The 18516-nt window shown below is 55.1% G+C and carries 19 protein-coding genes; 14 read left to right on the top strand and 5 right to left on the bottom strand.

Annotation, left to right across the window (positions count from 1 at the left end; genetic code table 11):
* Nucleotides 1–7 precede the first annotated feature (7 nt).
* Nucleotides 8–406, bottom strand: a complete 399-nt coding sequence (locus P0119_13220; protein ID MDF0667019.1) for a DUF3015 family protein — start codon at nucleotides 404–406, stop codon at nucleotides 8–10.
* A 243-nt stretch (nucleotides 407–649) separates the two neighbouring features.
* Between P0119_13220 and P0119_13215 the strand changes: the two genes are divergently transcribed.
* From P0119_13215 to P0119_13185, 7 genes are all read left to right on the top strand, one after another.
* Nucleotides 650–1210: a nucleotidyltransferase domain-containing protein gene (locus P0119_13215; GenBank protein ID MDF0667018.1), complete on the top strand. Its 561-nt coding sequence runs from the start codon at nucleotides 650–652 to the stop codon at nucleotides 1208–1210.
* The gene (locus P0119_13210; GenBank protein ID MDF0667017.1) at nucleotides 1207–1644 is read left to right on the top strand and encodes a DUF86 domain-containing protein; all 438 of its coding nucleotides are present in this window, start codon (nucleotides 1207–1209) and stop codon (nucleotides 1642–1644) included. Before P0119_13215 ends, P0119_13210 begins: the two co-directional genes overlap by 4 nt.
* Nucleotides 1645–1973: 329 nt before the next feature.
* Nucleotides 1974–2474, top strand: coding sequence for a hypothetical protein (locus tag P0119_13205; GenBank protein MDF0667016.1), 501 nt, complete (start codon nucleotides 1974–1976; stop codon nucleotides 2472–2474).
* An 83-nt stretch (nucleotides 2475–2557) separates the two neighbouring features.
* The gene (locus tag P0119_13200) at nucleotides 2558–3136 is read left to right on the top strand and encodes an AAA family ATPase (GenBank protein MDF0667015.1); all 579 of its coding nucleotides are present in this window, start codon (nucleotides 2558–2560) and stop codon (nucleotides 3134–3136) included.
* Nucleotides 3137–3181: 45 nt separating this feature from the next.
* Complete coding sequence (locus tag P0119_13195; GenBank protein MDF0667014.1) at nucleotides 3182–3346, top strand: hypothetical protein; 165 nt, start codon at nucleotides 3182–3184, stop codon at nucleotides 3344–3346.
* 460 nt (nucleotides 3347–3806) lie between these two features.
* Complete coding sequence (locus P0119_13190; GenBank protein MDF0667013.1) at nucleotides 3807–6098, top strand: 6-phosphofructokinase; 2292 nt, start codon at nucleotides 3807–3809, stop codon at nucleotides 6096–6098.
* 594 nt (nucleotides 6099–6692) lie between these two features.
* On the top strand, nucleotides 6693–6998 hold the full coding sequence (locus tag P0119_13185; protein MDF0667012.1) for a hypothetical protein: 306 nt from the start codon (nucleotides 6693–6695) through the stop codon (nucleotides 6996–6998).
* Nucleotides 6999–7037: 39 nt separating this feature from the next.
* On the opposite strand, the gene P0119_13180 is transcribed toward P0119_13185, so the two are convergent.
* The 4 genes from P0119_13180 to P0119_13165 all read right to left on the bottom strand — a co-directional run bounded on the left by P0119_13180 (nucleotide 7038) and on the right by P0119_13165 (nucleotide 12043).
* Nucleotides 7038–8237 (bottom strand): hypothetical protein, encoded by a 1200-nt coding sequence (locus tag P0119_13180; GenBank protein MDF0667011.1) that lies wholly within the window; start codon nucleotides 8235–8237, stop codon nucleotides 7038–7040.
* Between the two features lie 105 nt (nucleotides 8238–8342).
* The gene (locus P0119_13175) at nucleotides 8343–9746 is read right to left on the bottom strand and encodes a cytochrome P450 (protein MDF0667010.1); all 1404 of its coding nucleotides are present in this window, start codon (nucleotides 9744–9746) and stop codon (nucleotides 8343–8345) included.
* A 64-nt stretch (nucleotides 9747–9810) separates the two neighbouring features.
* On the bottom strand, nucleotides 9811–11112 hold the full coding sequence (locus P0119_13170) for an MFS transporter (protein MDF0667009.1): 1302 nt from the start codon (nucleotides 11110–11112) through the stop codon (nucleotides 9811–9813).
* 124 nt (nucleotides 11113–11236) lie between these two features.
* Nucleotides 11237–12043 carry a transglycosylase SLT domain-containing protein gene (locus tag P0119_13165; protein ID MDF0667008.1) on the bottom strand — a complete coding sequence of 269 codons (807 nt, stop codon included), beginning with the start codon at nucleotides 12041–12043 and terminating at the stop codon, nucleotides 11237–11239.
* Between the two features lie 234 nt (nucleotides 12044–12277).
* On the opposite strand from P0119_13165, the gene P0119_13160 reads away from it, so the two are divergent.
* The 7 genes from P0119_13160 (at nucleotide 12278) to tyrS (ending at nucleotide 18252) form a co-directional block, all read left to right on the top strand.
* A complete protein-coding gene (locus P0119_13160; GenBank protein ID MDF0667007.1) occupies nucleotides 12278–12787 on the top strand; it encodes a DUF2314 domain-containing protein in 510 nt (169 codons plus the stop codon).
* 194 nt (nucleotides 12788–12981) lie between these two features.
* The gene (locus P0119_13155) at nucleotides 12982–14505 is read left to right on the top strand and encodes a glycosyltransferase (GenBank protein ID MDF0667006.1); all 1524 of its coding nucleotides are present in this window, start codon (nucleotides 12982–12984) and stop codon (nucleotides 14503–14505) included.
* A complete protein-coding gene (locus tag P0119_13150; protein ID MDF0667005.1) occupies nucleotides 14505–15230 on the top strand; it encodes a methyltransferase domain-containing protein in 726 nt (241 codons plus the stop codon). Before P0119_13155 ends, P0119_13150 begins: the two co-directional genes overlap by 1 nt.
* A 130-nt stretch (nucleotides 15231–15360) precedes the next feature.
* Nucleotides 15361–15780: a nucleoside-diphosphate kinase gene (ndk, locus tag P0119_13145; protein MDF0667004.1), complete on the top strand. Its 420-nt coding sequence runs from the start codon at nucleotides 15361–15363 to the stop codon at nucleotides 15778–15780.
* A 184-nt stretch (nucleotides 15781–15964) separates the two neighbouring features.
* On the top strand, nucleotides 15965–16354 hold the full coding sequence (gene gcvH, locus P0119_13140) for a glycine cleavage system protein GcvH (GenBank protein MDF0667003.1): 390 nt from the start codon (nucleotides 15965–15967) through the stop codon (nucleotides 16352–16354).
* Nucleotides 16355–16549: 195 nt separating this feature from the next.
* Nucleotides 16550–17005, top strand: coding sequence for a helix-hairpin-helix domain-containing protein (locus P0119_13135; protein MDF0667002.1), 456 nt, complete (start codon nucleotides 16550–16552; stop codon nucleotides 17003–17005).
* 23 nt (nucleotides 17006–17028) lie between these two features.
* Complete coding sequence (tyrS, locus tag P0119_13130) at nucleotides 17029–18252, top strand: tyrosine--tRNA ligase (protein MDF0667001.1); 1224 nt, start codon at nucleotides 17029–17031, stop codon at nucleotides 18250–18252.
* The last annotated feature ends 264 nt before the right edge of the window (nucleotides 18253–18516 follow it).

Below are 18516 nucleotides of genomic sequence, written 5' to 3'. Positions count from 1 at the left end.
CCACAGGTCAGTAGACAAACGACTGAGAAGTGTCGCGCAGAAGCGTGAGCAAGGCCAGGGGTTCCTGGTCGAGCGCTTTGGCATAGCCTGCTTGTGCGGCAGAAAAAAAGTCTGACTGTCGATCGGTTGGAACACCCAGCAGTCTGCTCAGTGAGGCCAAATATTCCCCTCGTCCCGCTGCCAGATCCTGTTGCAGATTCGCGTGATTGAAGGATACAAACGCCATTGTCTTGAAGTCCGGCTTGATCTGACCGTCTTCGTTCCACCAGGCAGCTCCGGATGTCGTGCCAGTGATGTTGGACGTCGTATCGGTAATTTGGTCGATCGTGGCTTTGGTGGTGCAACCGCTTGTTCCAAGCACCATACTTGCCCCCGCGATCACCACACATTGCAGAAGCAGTCGCATACCGACTCTCCTTCTCCTAGAGATTTCTCGATGCTCCCACTATAACATAACCTCCCTTAAGTTCAGTCGATTGTGTGCAGACCGGGGAGCAGTAGAGCCATCCGTGCAGGTCTACGGATAGTGAAGACTGTAGCGCGTTTGGAAATGTTTTTCGATCGGACATTCCGGAACATCAAATCTTCGGGGAAATGGCTGACTCGCCGTGGTTTCGTGGCACCGTTCACAGGAGTACATGAGGTGAAGATGGAATTACTTTCAGATCAATTTCAGGATGTTTCGTGGGCATGCCGTGGTGAGCAGCTGTTGCCGCATAGACAATCATCGCGGTCTCGGCTAGGCTACGGCTTGGATGATAATCCTCAGAGCAGACGGATGAGCGAGGAACCCATCACAGAATCGGGACTTGGGCTGAGAGAACTTGCCCAGCGTTTCGGCATTCGTATCATCCTCCAGTTTGGCTCAACAGTCACAGGAACGGCGCATGATCGCAGCGATGTGGATCTGGCGGTGCAACTCGAGACTCCGGCCGTGTCGTTGAAGACCATTCTGGAGATGCAGGAGGCCTTGCAGTCACGGTTCCCTGGGCGCGAGGTTGATTTGGCGATTCTGAATCGAGCAGATCCGCTCTTCCGGAAGAAAATCATGGAGGGCTGTCGGATGCTTTTCGGTACATCCCAAGACTTCGCACGTCTTCGTCTGTACTCGTTCAAGACCTACCAAGATTTTCTGCCCTACTTGGAGCTTGAACGACAGTCTGTCGCTAGGCGACTGTCCGCACTGGTGGCGGAGCCTTTTCGCTCATGATCGACCGCCATCTCATCACCAGAAAAATGAGTCTCATTCTTGAGGACTTGGCTGCGATAACTCGGTTGTCCCAATTATCGCGCGAGCGGTATTTGGAGGATTCCATCAACGAAGCCTTGGCTGAACGGTATCTGGAACGGGCGATCGGCCGTATGATCGACATTAATTTTCATCTGATCACTGAGTCTGGCCAGGTACCGCCCAAGGATTATCACGAATCTTTTGTGCGCCTGAGCGCGCTCGGGGTGATGGCGGCCGATCTTGCCAAAGAAATGGCGATGGCTGCAGGGCTCCGCAATCGGATTGTCCACGAATACGACGACATCGATCCTGAGCGAGTGTACGAAGCCTTGCCTGTCGCCGTCCGTCGGATCCCCCTGTATTTGGACCACGTTCAGCGCTTCATTGAGAAACTGCCGCCTGCATTGCGATAACCATGGACGGCATCACTCGCGCCAAGGGAATGGCAGAGGTCTCCCGAGATGCGGGCCTCTCTCGTGAAAGTTTGTACAAAGCCTTATCCGGGGATCGAAGCCCGAGCTTCGATACGATTTTGAAAGTAATCGGGGCATTAGGATTGAAACTAGAAGCGTGACCATCTCCGAGCCCACCCTCTCCTGCTGATGGACGGACGACCAAGTGACGTGCGGCGTAGTGGGAACCAAATATCGGGTGCCGTCTCTCTACTGGTTCTCCAGTTGCTCAACGCTGTGCAGCACACTTCCTATGACTCGTTTTGCATAACCACTTCGATCAGCATTGTATGATTCAACGTATTCACATCATCGGTGGACCTGGCAGCGGAAAAACCTATGCGGCTGGTCATCTATCTCGAATGCTGAAAATTCCGTCTCACGATTTAGATGGATTATTCTGGGACGTGCGAGCACAGCGCTATGGTCGGCGGGCTGCTGAGGATGAACGGGATGCCAAGCTTGCCGACATTGCGCGGCAGGAACGATGGGTCATCGAAGGTATTTACCATACATGGCTTAAGCCGGTTTTTGAACGAGCAGACATCATCGCGGTGTTGCGGCCGCATGTGTTCATGCGTGACCTACGAATTGTGCGGAGGTTCGGCTGCCGCAAATTGGGATTCTGTACTTCAAAGCATGAAGGGCTTGGAGATCTATATCGACTTTTGCTTTGGAATCATCAGTACGATTCGGCCAATCTTGAACGTGCGATGGAATGCGTCGAACCACATGAGCATAAGCTTATTCGTTGTCGCTCTGCGGACGAGCTTGTCTCCCGCGTCGTGTAATCGGTGCATCAGTGGTGATCCGGCTCCAAGAACGGTATGGTTCTTCATAGGTACGAGGTTATTATCAGGGCAAAGGACGCAGCATGGTATATCCGCAAGTCATCTATTTGAACGGTACATCTAGCTCCGGCAAGACTACGATCACGCACAAGCTCCAGGAGTTGCTGCCGAGGATCTATTTGAATTTTTCAATAGATAGCATTCTGTACACGTTGCCTGGCAGCGCCTTGTTCAGAATGACACATGGCCAAGAGATTTTCGATTTGAATTATCCGCAACTAGTTCGTTCGTTCAATGCCTGTGTGGGCCGCCTTGCGGAGATGGGCAATTTTCTGGTGATCGACAATGCCATAACCTCACCCGAACAGGCGACCGATCTCCTGGCGAGGCTAGAAGGATTCAACGTGCTTCTGGTGGGAGTGCACTGTTCCTTGGATGAACTGAGTCGGAGAGAACGCAACAGACAGGATCGAACGATCGGAGAGGCTGCCGCTCAATTTCATTTGGTCCATCGCTGGTTCACTTACGACCTCGAAGTTGATTCCAGCAGAAAGTCCGCGTCTGAGCTCGCGGTTGAGATCATGGACTATACGAATGGTGCTGATGTGTTAAGAGGGCGAGGCATGACTTTGGCCAACTTACAAGAACAGCAGCGTGAATAGACGAGCACGCAGGTATCTTCTACCGCGCCCTCTGCGGAAAATCTGATGCTGGTGGCTGAGCCGGAGCGGGAGGTGGAGGTGGAGAAGGAATCTCGAATGTTTGCCGTGCCCGCTCAGGGAAATCTGGAGCTGGTGGTTGAGCCGGAGCGGGAGGTGGAGAAGGAATCTCGAATGTCTGATTGTTCAATTGAAGGGGAGGACCAGTGTTGAACCCAGGACTTACCGGTGGCTGCACCGTGATGATTCGCTCACCAGTAGGCAGATTGGTCGTGCTTTCGACGTTTCCTTGATCATCCTTGTACACTTGAGTGCCGCCTTCGGAACCCAATACCTGATTCAAACGTTCCCTGGCGCTCGGCTGTTGAGATGGTTCTTCCGCGGTGGCCAGGAACAGGCTTGGGCAGCCAGTCCCGATTATGATGATAGTGAGGCACGCGGCGATCCGGTCCATAGGTCATTATACTGCTGATTTGGGGCTTATCAAGACGCCACGGTTGCTGTGTAGAGAGCAAGTTACCTTGATCTCTACACCAAGGCCTTTCGCCTCTTGCTACGTTCTGTGCGCCGGTTTAGGATTCATAAAATTATATGGACAATCGGAACGAGGTTGTGTGGAATCACTCCTCTGTGTTCTTGCTAAAAATCCTGAGTGTTAGACGAGCGATCCGTTATGAGTCACCCACTGGATTTTGTCACCGTTGAAGGACTCCTTACCTATGGACGTGCCCTTGCTCAACGAGCATCGGAGCGAGGCCTCATCGTTCCTCCTCCGCTAGGAGCCTCCGGCGAGGACGTTGATCGTGTCCACGCCAAGATGGAACAACTCCGCTCGTTCATCGAGCGTTCCAAGTCCGGCTTTGCAACCGCTTTAGAATATCGGTCGGCTCGCGAAGGTTTGCTCGATGATCCGCTGGTGTTCTTTGCCGCCTGGAATTCGCTTCTTGCCGAAGGCTCGCTCCAACCGCTACTTCGGGCCACGATCGGAGCAGCAGTCAAACCGACTTATCGACGCCCTGTGGCCATTGTGCCTCGTACGCAGCTCACGCCGACGCTGGCAGAAGGCCGCATCGTCCTGGAACTGGGCGACGACCGGTTTTGGTTATTGCCACGGGATCTTGGCGACCGAACGCTGTTCTTCACGATGCGCCACGGGGTGTCGCAAGTCGACAGCAAGACTCATCGCGTCGGATGCCGCCTGCCGAACCAATTGGACCGTGAACGAGGCGTGGCCAAAGCCGACGCAGTAGGAACGGCGCTCGCCCGCATGATAGGCGTTGTGGGACAGCAGCTCGATTTTTTGCATCTTACCAACTACCTCGATCCTCGTACGTTCCTTCATTGCATCACCCGTAGCCCGAATACCAGACAACTATACGACCGGGTGTCTATAGCCTTGCTGCAAGGGACCTCTCCGTCCGAACCGATCACCGAGCCTGCTCTCGAATCGTCGGATTTCGGTTGGGTCACGGGATTGGAAAAGTCCCTCGAGGTCGAAGAAGCGGCGCGCGCGTTCGGCGTCGAGACATCCACGGCCAAGCGATTGATGAAAGATCCACTGTATTGTTATCCGGGTGGTAATTCTTTCTTCGACCTCTATGTCGACGTAATCGATGGTCTCCACCGATTGGGCCATGCGCAAAAAGGCAAAGTGGCCTGTCTCTATACCCATAGTTCCACCCTGCGGGCGTTGATGATCTATTTGGATCCGCGCCCGTTCCATGAAGCGTTCAGCGAGTTCAGCGACTACAAGGAAAGCCAAGACAATGTCGTGCTGCTCACGCTCGAACAGGGCCGCTTATCCGGCTACTCGACGGCGGTTGGGCTGTCCGAGCGGGAGCGGGTTGTGCGCAACACGTGGGTGGCTGTAGAGAATGTGAGGAAAAATCGGGTGACGCTCAAGCCCCGAACGCTCAAGCGGATCGTGGCCCTCGTGTCCGGAGGTGATTTCGCCGGAGCCGGTGCTGCATTAAAGGAATTGCATGTGACCGGTCAGCGCTTGGGATTGGAGGTCTATTTCGTCCGGCATGGCTATCTCGGTCTGGCCAACAATTGGATTGAACGAGTCACCGAAGCGCACACTCGCGGCATGAGCAGCCATCCGAGCAGCCCCATCGGCAGCAGCCGTTTTGAGGAATTCAAGCAAGAGACGGTGTTGCAGGTGGCCATGCGGCACCTGGAGCCGTACCTGGATGACGGCGTCTTGGTGGTGTTGGGCGGCGACGGTAGCATGCGGGGCGCTCGGGCCATTTACGAAGGATTCGGAGCCCAGGTGGTCGGCATTCCGGGCAGTATCGACAACAATATCGAAGGTACGATTTCTCTCGGATTTCAGTCCGCAGTGGCGTTGGCGGATCAATCGATCGAATCTCTCAAAGCCACCAGTGCCGCAATGGGCACGGTGTTCTTCGTGGAGGTCATGGGTGCCGGGTCCGGTCATCTGGCGCTGGCCTGTGCGTATCAGGCAAGAGCCGAGGGATTGTTGGTCAATGAACATCCCGACCCGAATGCCTATATCGATGACGTAATCCTCGGGACGCTGAAGCGGACATTGGGAGTGCCGAACAAGAGCCACTTGTTCGTCGTCGCCGAACGTACGCCGCACCGGCATCACAAGGATGGCGGCGTCCATGGTCTCGTCGACTATGTGGCCGGTGTGATTGCCCGATGGCCGGAGCGTCATGCTTCACCTGGTCACTATCCGCTCACACTCGCCACCAAGGCCACCATCCTTGGTCACACGCTCAGAGGCGCGCGGCCCATACCGGAGGACAAGGTGATGGCCCAACATCTTGCCCATGAGGTGGTGCACCGACTGATCGAGTCACCCGAGGACATCGTCGGATGTCTCTTGGCCTACCGTGAACGGGGATCAATCGGACCGATTCCACTTCATGCTGTGACACCCAAGCAGTTCGACTGGGACGTCTTCAGTCGGATGCATGGCAACACCCACATCGCATAACCCTCAGCATGTCTCCATCGAAGCAGTTCCACCTTCAATGGGTTGACGTGAATCCATACTGAGAGTCGTTTCCCTCGGTCGACATCTTCCGCTTACCGAACATCGAAAATCCTGAAATCAGTTGCCTGAAAACCGATCTCACGTAACCATAATCCGAGCGCTGGTTTCCGGCGTGAGGTACGGTTCCACGATCAACGTTAGGGAGGATGTGTTCATGCATATTGTCATCGTGTCGGTAATAGTTGTCGGCTTGGTCTATCTGCTATGGGAGATCAGACCGTAGCGCTCGTCTCCACGCTAAAGCACTGCGTGTGCTCTTGCAAATCCTGAAGGAGACAACCTGCCGGGGGGAACGTGGTTGTCCTGCTCCATCTCTTGCCTTGCGTTTCCGTATCCCTGTAGGGTTCCCAGAGTCCAATACGATGAAATAGGTTGCTGGAAACCTGACGTCGCGGTCAACGGGTGCTTCTTGCATCAGGAACGGTGGACCGAAGGGTCTAAAGGCGCCTGACGTCCGGCTCGACAAGGGCAGAGACGATACGTTATAAATGATCTGCCCAGCAGCCTCGTGGGAATATCAACCAGGACGGTTTTATGCAAGAATATGCGGCGTATTACGGGCCTGCCTGTCTCATCTTTTCCGCCTATCTTCTCATCAAGGGGTTCAGTGCAGCGTCAAGGCAGCGAAGTGAAAATCATTCCACGACGCTGGTTCCGGCCTATGTCTATGGAATTCTGGCGTCGATCCTGCTGACCGTTGGGTTGGGATTTTTTCGGCCGAACTTGCCTTGGTGGGGGTATCGATTGATTTTCCCCGGTACGACCATGCTCTTTCCTGCCATTATCTATCTCGTCGGTCGACGGTCCCCGAAACCCAATCTCGATCGCGTCGACGCATAACGCTTACCGACTCCCAGTTGTGCCTGGGAAAGTTCTGCCTTACTTGGCGATCGTAATGCTCGGCACGCCGGCACGAGAAACCTCGGTGACGGTCATCTGGAACAGTTGTGACAAGAGCTTGAACGCCTCGCGGTTCCAGCGCGCCTGTGGCCCGGTCGTATTGACGGCGTAATAGTTCCCATGGGATTTCATCACGAGATCCAATCCCTTCGGCGCCGAGGGCGACACGATCAGGTCCAGCGTCTTGACGGGATTCTCCGCCACCTCAGGAGTACGGGAATCTTTGTCGACATGGTACTCCGGCTCTTCAGCGATGGATTCCCCCAGAAAGTTCAACATGGCGTTGAAGCTTCGCAATCGAAAGTCGCCTCTGATCGGCCACTCGCCGCCAAAATGCCCCGGGCGAATATCAAAGGTCACGTCGTGACCGAGTCCCTGTTCGTTCTCATGCTGCAAGCGGAGCCGTTCTTCCTTGGACAGTGAATCGGGGTCGTAATTAGTGATCAACGTGCCGCCTTCAATGTGTTTCCGCAATGTGTAGGTCTTGTTCTGCCCGTTATACTCCACTTGGTATTCCTGCTCGAGCGCTTTGAATCCTTCCGCCGTGACCGAGTCGGCGGGGATCGTCCAGCTTCGTTCGATCATCATCGGTTCCACATGGAGGCTGTTGTGATCTTGAATGGCTGAGAGATGGAGGACCTCTCGCCGGAACATCTCATAGCCGATCTTATCGGACGGATCATTCCGATAGGCGACAACTCCGCCGTTGTGTTTCATCCGGAGCTCCTTGGCCATCAGTCGGAGGAGGAGATCGATATCGACGCCCTGCCGTAGGAGCAGCGTCAGTTTTGATTCGTGAAACGGGGTGAGCAAGCGCTTGGTAAACTCTTCTCCTTCAATCGGCGCGATGCTGATGGTCGGATTCTCTGCTACGGTTCCCATGATGAGGGGCATGATCTGCGTACTCGCCAAACCAGCGAGAGCCGGGGTGGCGCCGGCCGTGAGACGAAAATCGAAGGTTGCCGCGATGTTGGAGACGCCGGAAAAGTGAATCGGCTGATGGTGCTGCGCTCTGGCGATGTTCACGAGCAGTTGCTTGGATTGTGACTCGGTAATGGCATCATCATAGGCGATCACGGCGCGATTCAAGGTGATAGGCGAGAGACAGCCTGACAGCAGCATCTGACAAGCGACACACACGAAGGCGAACAGCCTAGAGATCGAAATCACTGGTGTCATCGGGGGATGGTCTCGCTTCGAGCAGTGGGCACGACCGGACGTGATTTGTACCATATCCCCTGAGCGATGCCTAGCACCAGATTACAGGCGGACCATCGGAGTCATTTACGTGACGGCGGGATGCGGTTCGGAGCTACCGAGCCGTTGGACAGTCATCAGAATCGGGACATTCTGGCGCAACGTCATGCCTGCCTCCGGCTGGATTGTTTGTTCTTCGACCGAGCGCAAACAAATTTTCGATGCCATGGTGGCCAAAATCAGCAGGCCTTCCAGCTCCGCAAAGGACTCTCCGAGGCAGCGGCGTCCACCGGCACCGAACGGGATATAACTGAACGGTGGGCGGGTGCGGTTAGCCGCTTCTGAAAACCGCTCAGGGTCAAATCGATCGGGATCAGGGAACCATCGCGCATTGCGGTGCAGGCTCCAGGGGCTGATGAACACCCATGCACCGGGCGGAAGCACCGCCCCGGATGGAAGTCGGTCCTCTCCATGGTTGACACGGGTGTGCAAGGTCCAGGCGGGAGGGTAGAGCCGAAGCGACTCGTCCCAGACCATTTTCGTATATCGTAGGCGCGGCACATCCGCGGCGGTTGGAAGGCGGTCACCGACAACCTCGCTCACTTCGCGAGTCAGTCGCTCCCGTACCGGCTGATGTTGCGACAGCAAAAACCAGGTCCAGGTGAGCGCATGAGCGGTGGTTTCGTGGCCGGCCAGCAAGAACGTCACAAGTTCGTCACGGATCTCTTCATCACTCAACGGGCGACCTTCTGCATCTGTTGCAGCGAACAACAGCGACAGCATGTCCTCATTACCTTGACGAGTTACCGTCCGTCTTTCGTCGATCAATCGGCGTATCATCGCCTCTATCGAGCGGAAACCACGGGTGAACCGGCGATGAAGTTTTGTCGGAACCCACAGAGGAGTTAAACTCGCCAGCAGAGAGTCATATTGTCGCTTGATCAAGCTTTGGCCGGCCGCGATGGTCTCCCGTATCGTCGTGGCTTCAGTACCGACTTCGAGTCCGAAGAGTAGACGCCAGATCACCGAGAGGGTGAGCTGTGCCATCGCCTGTCCGATATCGATCGTCGTTCCATCTTGCCACTGTCCCACGAGGTCGTGAGCCTTGCCCGTGATCAGGTCGGCGTAGGCCGTGACATGGTTTCCGTGAAAGAAGGGTAGGAACAGTCGCCGCTGACGATGATGGGTCTCGCCCTCCGTGTGGAGCACGCCCTGACCGAAGATGCGCGATTCGGCCGGGGCGACCGGAGCCTTCCGATAGTTGTCCTGATTCGTCACCAGCACATGCTTGACGTCGGCGGGATGGTTCAGTACATACATGGCGGCATCACGCTGCCGCAACAGCAGTTCGACGACAAGACCCATCGGGAGCTTGACTACGTCGCCGTAGGCCTGACAACGCAAGAGAAAATCGAGCGTGTCACGACGAAGTTCGGGGAAACATCCCCACCAGCGAGAGACCGGTGGACCGGAAAGGGTTGGTGCTGACATCGTCTGATCGATGATGTTGCCTACGCCGCGCTCATGAAAAATACCGTATGTCTGGTTGCCGCTGTCAGTGGGTTCGAGCTGGAACCTCTGCTTCCACTTTCATCTCCTCACGAATCGTGGACAGTGCGATCAAGGACAGCACGGCACAGAGACTGACATACCATCCAGGGGCAAACGCACTTCCGCTCCGCTCCATAATCACCGTGGCGATCAACGGTGCGGTGCCTCCGAACAGGGCCGAGGCAATATTGTAGGAAATCGAGAGGCCTGTGTAGCGGTGCGCGACTGGAAAGAGAGTCGCCACGATGGCAAAGAACGGCCCCATATAGGCCGACACGAACAGCGTAATGAGGACTTGGGCCGTGACGATCAGTGCAAGATGACCGCTGCTCAGCCAAGCGAAGAACGGAACTGTGCCGAGGGCAAGACCTGCGGCACCGGCGGCCAGTACCGATCGATGCCCGACTCGATCGGAGAGCTTGCCCATGAACGGAATCAGCATCGCCAACAGAGCCATGCACATCGTGTTGATCAGCAGTGTCGTTTCCATCGGAAGGTCGGTGACTTTGATCAGATAGCTGGGGAGAAACACATAGAAGATGTAGAACCCGACGCCATGTAACAGGACAAGACCGATCACTTGTAGGAGCGGCGCAGGGTGCGATGCGAGTACCTCACGGACCGGTGACGAGGACACCACCCCTTCTTGTTGCAGCCGTTCAAAAGCTGGCGACTCGGGAATGCGCTGCCGAAGATACCAGCCGACCAACGCGATCACACTTCCAGCCACGAACGGGATGCGCCATCCCCATTGCTGCAGTGCCTCCGAGGAGAGGCTCGCAGTCGCCACGGTGCCGACCGCGGAGCCCAGCAGCGCGCCGATCTGTGCACTGAACCCCGCCCAACTGCCGATGTAACCTCGCTCGGTCGACGACGCATGTTCAACGAGAAACGTGACCGAGCCGGTGAATTCACCGCCGACGGACAAGCCCTGAAGAAAGCGTAGGGCTGTGAGCGCGAGCGGTGCGGCAAGACCGATCTGGGCATAGGTCGGCAATAGGCCGACCAGGCAGGTGGGCAACGCCATTAGAATAATGGACCAGGCCAAGGCCGCTCGTCGTCCTCTGGTATCGCCCCAGTATCCGAACAGTAGCGCCCCCAGTGGCCTGGCGAGAAAGCCGACGGCGAACACAGCGAACGTGGCGATTAGCGACAACGACGGATCCGAAGCGGGAAAAAAGAGACGAGACAAGACCGGTGCGAAGTAACCAAAGAGGGCAAAGTCATACCACTCCAGCACATTACCGATCGCACCGGCCAAGACCGTCTTCCGCAATGGTTTCGGTTCGTCTGAACCCAAGAACACGTACCCTCGTACAACAGGACCAAATTGCCGCGGCCACCATACCATGAATGAATGTCGGTGCGCCTGAGGTTCGCGTGTCCTACGAGTGGCGCGCAGAGTGGAAGATCGTCTTGGTCTAGTTGGCTCAACGATGGATACTGGTGGGAATCGATCCGGCCGCCAACATGGCAAAGCTACGTTGCATGGCTCTGACCTTCGTGAGGTAGGCTTTCACATCATGATCACCGCAGCGCTGGTTGGCGAGGAGACGAAAATTCCGCTTTGCATAGTCACGGCCAGCCCCGGCACCGCAGAGATGGATGACTGCGGCTAGGTCCTGCTTCTGTTGGAACGTCGCCGGTCGTTCTCCGACTGCTTTTGATACGTGACGGTCGAGGTACGCGGCGGTCAGCTCGATGGCGTGACCAGGGATGACCCTGGTGTAGAGGCTGTTGAACCAACAGGAGTTGAAGTTGTGCCAAGGCCCGTCTTCGACGACCATATGGTTCTGGATACAATAACGTTTCCCTTCTTGAAACGTGCCGTCGGTGATTTGCAACATGCCCACCGCCGTCGAGGCCGGTTGGTACCACTCTAGGGGATTCGACGAAACAAATCTCCACCGCCAGTAGGTTCGCGCCACGGGATTACCGGAGCCCTCGGCTTGGGCTAAGGCGGCGAGCAGTTCGGGTGTAATGATCGCTGTCGAATGTGTCTCGAACAACGGGCCGTATTCTTGCCACGTTTCGCGGGGACTCTTCGTGAGTGCATTCTCCACCGGAAAGAACAATTCCGTTGGTTTGTAGACCGTGTGATACGCCCAATTGATTCCTAATAGGACCACGAAGAGAAAAGTTGCGCTGATTCCCAGCTGCATCGCAAGCGGCGTTCGGCCGACGGCCTGGAGCAGCGAGTAGAGATTTTGCCACCGCCGATGGGCGAATCGCGTCATCGACCTCGAAGGATGAGGATGGTGGGAGCGAGGACGGGTGTGGTGGCGGCGAGGCATGTCCGCAGAGTAACAGAAAGCAGATCGATTCTTCCTGTCAGAAGTGTGGACGCAACAGTTCTACGACGCCGAATGTGTAAACAATCTTGCATTGCGGTTAGGACAGGCTCAATATGGCCGAACAACAGTGGGCTCACATCATTATTCACGGTGCGCTGGAGACTCTGGGAGGCATGTATGAAACAACTCGTGTTGCTGAGTGTCGCTCTCTTGACGCTCCTTCTCTCTTCCTCTGCGTTCTCGCAATCATTCACCGATAAGGCCAAGAAGGATAGCGCGGTCGACATGAGCGATGAGGACCCTGCGATGCAGAAAGCCATGGAACGTGCCCGGAGCGGCTTGGAAGATTTTCTTCGAAAAGCCGGGTCGCCGCCCCCGAACACCGATCAGTATTCGGTCAAGGTCAGAGTGAGCGAAGGCGACAAGCAAGAATATCTGTGGGTTTCCAATCTGAAAGGACAAGGAGATCTCTGGTCTGGACGGATCGACAATCTCCCGATAATCCGCTCAGTCAAGAAGGGGCAATCGTACTCATTTGCAAAGACGGAGATCGTCGATTGGACTTATGTCGATAGGAGTCAGAAGAAGGTTGTCGGCAATTTCACCACCTGCGCGCTCCTTACCAAGGAACCGCCAGGCGTCGCAGAATCGATTCAGAAGCAATATGGCCTCGAATGCGATCGTTGATATCGCAGGGCTAATATTTCTGAATGCGTCTATCGTTTCCGGTGCGCAGATCTTCTCCCTTAACCGGCCTGGCCTGGTGATCCTCAGTCTATCCGCTCTATCGAGTGGATGCTTAAGTGCCAGGAATTATGTGCAGCCCTGTCGATCCGGTGATACCATGTGATGCACAGTGTAGCTAGTGTGTCGAGGCGACAATGGAACCGGCTCCATTATACGAACTCTCATCTTCCTCGGCCTCGTCGGAACTACTTTCTGCAAAGCCCACCGCTCCGTTCCAAACAATCAGTCAGTTTCATCTGTCTCAGACGGATACGAAGAAGCAGGCCATTCGCGATCACTTTGATGCCTATGCGGGTCAGCGTATCTACTGGGAACAGAAAGCCAAGGCTTACTACGAGGATCAGACGCGCTATGTCAGATTCCTCGTGCCAGAAGGTTTGCACGTATTGGAGATTGGTTCCGGCTTGGGCACTCTGCTCGCCGCCCTGAAGCCAGTTCGCGGGGTCGGCATCGACTTGAGTTCGGAGATGGTCAAGGAGGCATCTCGGCGCCATCCCATGCTGGAGTTTCGAGTCGGGGACGCAGAAACATTGGAGCTTAATGAAACGTTCGACGTAATCATTCTTGCCGACCTGGTCGGTCATTTGATCGATGTCGAGGCAGCCTTCGGGCGGCTTCGCCAAGCCTGTAAGCCTCACACACGAATCATCGTGTCTTACTACAGCTATCTGTGGGAGCCGGTTCTTCGGCTTTGTGAGAAGGTCGGCATGAAAATGCCGCAACCTGAACAGAGTTGGCTCTCGCCGGCTGACATCTCTAATCTCTTGTACCTGACCGATTTTGATGTGGTGAAGGTGGAGCGGCGGTTGCTCTTGCCGAATCGCCTTCCGATTCTTTCTACTTTGTGCAACAACGTGCTCGCCTATTTGCCTGGCTTTCGCGCACTATGCCTGAGCCACTACGTGATCGCACGACCACATGCCCGGAGTCTGGAGCGCCCATACTCGACGACGATCGTTATCCCTTGTCGGAATGAACGTGGAAATATCGACGCGGCGCTCAGACGAATTCCACGATTCGGCGGTCGGCAACAGATCATTTTTGTAGATGGACATTCGAGCGATGGAACGCCGGAAGAGGTTCGGCGCCTGATGAGCCGGTATCCGGGCAAGGATATCAAGCTGCTGGTGCAAGACGGCAAGGGGAAAGGCGACGCCGTGCGCAAAGGTCTTGCCAATGCCAACGGTGACGTGCTCATGATCTTGGATGCGGATCTGACCATGCCGCCGGAAGCTCTTCCGAAATTCTACAAGGCTATCGCCAGCGGAAAGGGCGAGTTCATCAACGGGTGTCGTCTCGTCTATCCCATGGAAGCTCAGGCCATGCGTCTGCTCAATCTGATCGGGAACAAATGTTTCAGCCTGGCGTTCTCATGGCTCTTGAATCAGCGGATCAAAGACACCCTGTGCGGAACCAAAGTCCTGCTCCGATGCGATTACGAACGATTGGTGGCGAATCGGGATTATTTCGGCGACGTCGACCCGTTCGGGGATTTCGACCTGTTGTTCGGGGCGTCGAAACTGAATTTGCATATCGTGGAGATTCCGATTCGGTATCAAGCCAGGGCCTACGGCAACACCAATATCCAGCGATTTGCCCACGGGTGGTTGTTGCTGAAGATGACGGTCCATGGATTCTTTCGCCTGAAGGCCGTGTGATGTCCGAGGAAATTCTGCATCGGCATCGGGCCGTATGGCAGAAGAAACCTGAACTCCGACGGCTGTATGAGGACTGGTATGAGGAGATCATCGCTTGGTTGGTGCCGGGGCGCACGGTCGAGCTCGGAGGAGGCACGGGCAATCTGAAAGCCCAGGTGCCGGGAGTCTATTGTAGCGATGTGGTGGTACTACCCTGGTTGAACGTAGTTGCAGATGCCCAGCGACTCCCGTTTCAGTCCGAGTCGCTGGGCAATCTGGTCCTGTTCGATTCGTTGCATCATATTGAAAACGTCTCTCTCTTTTTCGATGAGGCACTGAGGACCCTCCGCGTTGGGGGCAGGATCATCGTCATGGATCCGTACCTCTCATGGGTTTCGTGGCCGATCTATCGGTGGTTGCATCCAGAGCCGACGAATTGTTCGGAAGATCCGCTCATCCTCAAGCCTCCGCGGACTGACCGGCGACCGTTTGACGCCAATCAAGCCGTTGCGACGATCTTGTTTGAGCGGAATCAACCTCGTTTCCAGTCACGCTATCCGGGATTCTCCGTCCAACACACCCGGCGGCTAGCCTGCCTCGCGTACCCACTCAGCGGTGGGTTCGACCATCCGTCCTTCCTGCCGGATTGGTTGGTGACACCGATACTTCGACTGGAACAAGCTCTGGAACGAGTGGGTCGGTTTCTCGCCTTTCGGATGTTCGTGGTGATCGAGCGTCGATCGTAGAGCTGAATCGGCGTCGAAGCCTCGTACTGCCGGACGGCCGCCGGATGCTTGCAAGGTAGAAGTGGCCACCCCTATAATGCCCCGCGTCGTTGAATGCATGTTGTAACTAGCTGGAGGAAATAGAGCGATTATGAGCGAGCGAACATTGGCCATCATCAAGCCGGACGCGGTCAAGAAAAACGTCATTGGGGACATTATTCATCGATATGAACAAGCGGGATTAAGGCCGGTCGCCATCAAGCTGATTCACATGTCTCAGCCGGTGGCTGAGGGATTTTATGCCGTACACAAAGCGCGCCCCTTTTTCGGGAGTCTCTGCACCTTCATGTCTTCCGGGCCTGCAGTCGTCCTTGTGTTGCAGGGGGATAATGCCATCAAGAAGAACCGTGATTTGATGGGGGCGACTGACCCGGCGAAAGCCGATGCCGGGACTATCCGCAAAGTGCACGGAACGAATATCGAATTCAACGCCGTGCATGGTTCCGACTCGCCGGAAACCGCGCAATTCGAGATTGGATATTTCTTTCCCGGCATGGAGCTCTCCCACTGACCGTCCTGTGTTAGAACGCGAGGATCTCTTCGCGTTCTCCACCTCTGACCGGTACGATCGTTCCTTGACAACGTCGGTCGGCCCCAACTACCATCCGGAAGAATCTGTCAAGTTAAGTTTGAAGCTGAGCAATTAGGTTCCCTTTCCTCAACCTGTATCACTGATTTCCAAAAATGGAGCCGACATGATTCCATCCGATTTGCGATTTCACAAAGAGCATGAATGGATTCGCCTCGATGGGAAACAAGCAACCGTGGGCATCAGCGACTTCGCGCAGGATGCCTTAGGCGATATCGTTTTTCTGGAATTGCCGAAAGTGGGCATCTCGGTCAAGGTCGGTCAACAGATCGGCGAAGTTGAATCGACGAAAACGACATCGACGATTTATACGCCGGTAAGCGGAACGGTGAGCCGGATCAATACCAACTTGAAGGATCATCCTGAAGTGGTGAATTCCGACCCATACGGCAAAGGGTGGATCGCGGTGATCGAGCTTGCCGATCCTGGGGAAGTCGATCAACTCATGACGGCCTCGCAGTACGAAGCATTTCTCGCCGACCAGAAGAAAGGTTGAACCTCAGGTTGACACTAAGCTCCTACTTCCCCTACGGGCTTCTTCACCCTCAACCTGAACTTCCACATTTGGCATTCTGTGTCATGCTCACCTAAGACTTCATGCTCATCCAACACTTGCTCAGGGTATGTATGATGGAGCGGTGGAAGACGTTGAGGCTCGTGCCGTTCACTTTATTCGGAAAAGGATAGGTGTGTGATCAAATCCCTGCTTCTGAAACTCGGTATGTTATCCATGACCATCGGTGTGGTTATCTGGGTCCGATGGGCTCCATACCCGACGGTTCAAGACATTCCACCAGGAATCGAGAACCCGATCGTCGCTTCTCAAGCTACTGAATTGGAAGCGCGGGGAAACAGGACTGCCGGCTCGTCTGATCGGAATGTACAGGGTCCGAGCATGAAGGCTGTCGCACAGAGGGAGCCATCAAAAGCAGCGATCCATTCCCGTCTCGACCTCAATCATGCGAGTACTCATGAGCTTGAGTCCTTGCCAGGAATCGGAGCGGTAATGGCGCAACGGGTGGTTGCTTTTCGCACATCAGTCGGAGGCTTTCGTACGGTTGAAGATCTCCGTGAAGTGAAAGGGATTGGGGCAAAAACATTTGATCGCCTCAAACCCTTAGTGGCCGTCTCGACGGAAAAATTCTAGTAGTGACGGAGCAAACCTAGACGATGAAGGCGATAAACGAGCAACTAGAACTGATCCAGCGCGGCACTGTGGAGGTTATTCAGCAGGTCGAGTTGGAAACGAAGCTCAAGAAGGCCCTTGCCGAGAGTCGCCCGTTGCGCGTCAAGGCGGGATTCGATCCAACGGCTCCGGATCTTCATCTTGGACATACGGTCCTGATTCATAAATTGAAGCACTTTCAAGATCTCGGTCATCAAGTCATCTTCCTCATCGGCGATTTCACCGGCATGATCGGCGATCCCACCGGCGTATCCGAGACTCGTAAAGCGTTGACCAAGGAGCAGGTGCAGGACAACGCCAAGACCTACCAGAGGCAGATCTTCCAGATTCTCGACCCGGCAAAGACCCTGATTGAGTTCAATAGTCGATGGATGAAGGAAATGTCGGCGGAGGGGCTCATTCAGCTGGCCGCGCATTATCGAGTCGCACGGATGATGGAACGGGACGACTTCCATAAACGTTATGAGGAACAGAAGCCGATCAGCGTCCATGAATTCCTATATCCACTGGTGCAAGGGTACGATTCCGTCGTGCTCAAGGCCGATGTGGAGCTGGGTGGCACGGATCAAAAATTCAATCTGCTGGTGGGGCGTGAATTACAGCGGGACCATGGCCAGGAATCCCAGGTCGTGATTACGATGCCGTTGCTGGAAGGAACAGATGGCGTCAAGAAGATGAGCAAGAGCGTCGGAAACTATATCTCGCTGGAAGACAAGCCGGGCGATATGTTCGGAAAAGTCATGTCCATCAGCGACACACTCATGTATCGGTACTACGAACTGCTGACGACGGAAGATCTGGACCGAGTCAAAGCCATCCATCCAATGGAAGCCAAACAGGCGCTCGCTGAACTGATCGTCGCGCGTTATCACGGAACAGAAGCCGGGCAGCAGGCACGAACTGAGTTTCAACAGAAATTTCAAGCTAAGGAGTTTCCAGATAAGCCGGATGTGCACGTAGTATTGCAACTGAATGATATGCAGGAGAAAGATCAAGCGTGCGGTCAGATCAGGCTAAGCAAGTTGATTGTGAAAACTGGTTTGATTTCTAGCGGCAGTGAAACGAGGCGATTGATCATTCAAGGTGGAATTGAAGTAGACGGCGTGAAGGAGACAAATCCTGATAAGTTAATCACGTTTGAACTTCATCAACAGCGCCGTCTTAAGGTTGGGAAGAAAAAGTTCGCTATTGCGGAATTGAGACCTTAAAGCGAAAGCGTCACTTCCTTGACTTGTGATGAAAAGCCGGCGCTCGATCCGTTCCAGCGAGCGGGCTTAGCTTAGTGACAGTGTCCTAGTGTGCCTCCGCCTCAATTTCGCCGACACCGCGTTACGCGACAGCCCCCCTTGCCTCGAACTCGGTGAGGAACCGATAGCCGAGCGTGGAGCGACATCGCTGCCGATTGTAAAAGCCTTCATCCCCGGTACTGCGAGTCGGCGGAGTTTCCAATGATCTTCCGCCAACCCACAGAT

It is taken from the genome of Nitrospira sp. (assembly GCA_029194665.1).
In the GTDB taxonomy this organism is placed as follows: domain Bacteria; phylum Nitrospirota; class Nitrospiria; order Nitrospirales; family Nitrospiraceae; genus Nitrospira_D.
This window is presented reverse-complemented; position numbering and strand designations above follow the sequence as displayed.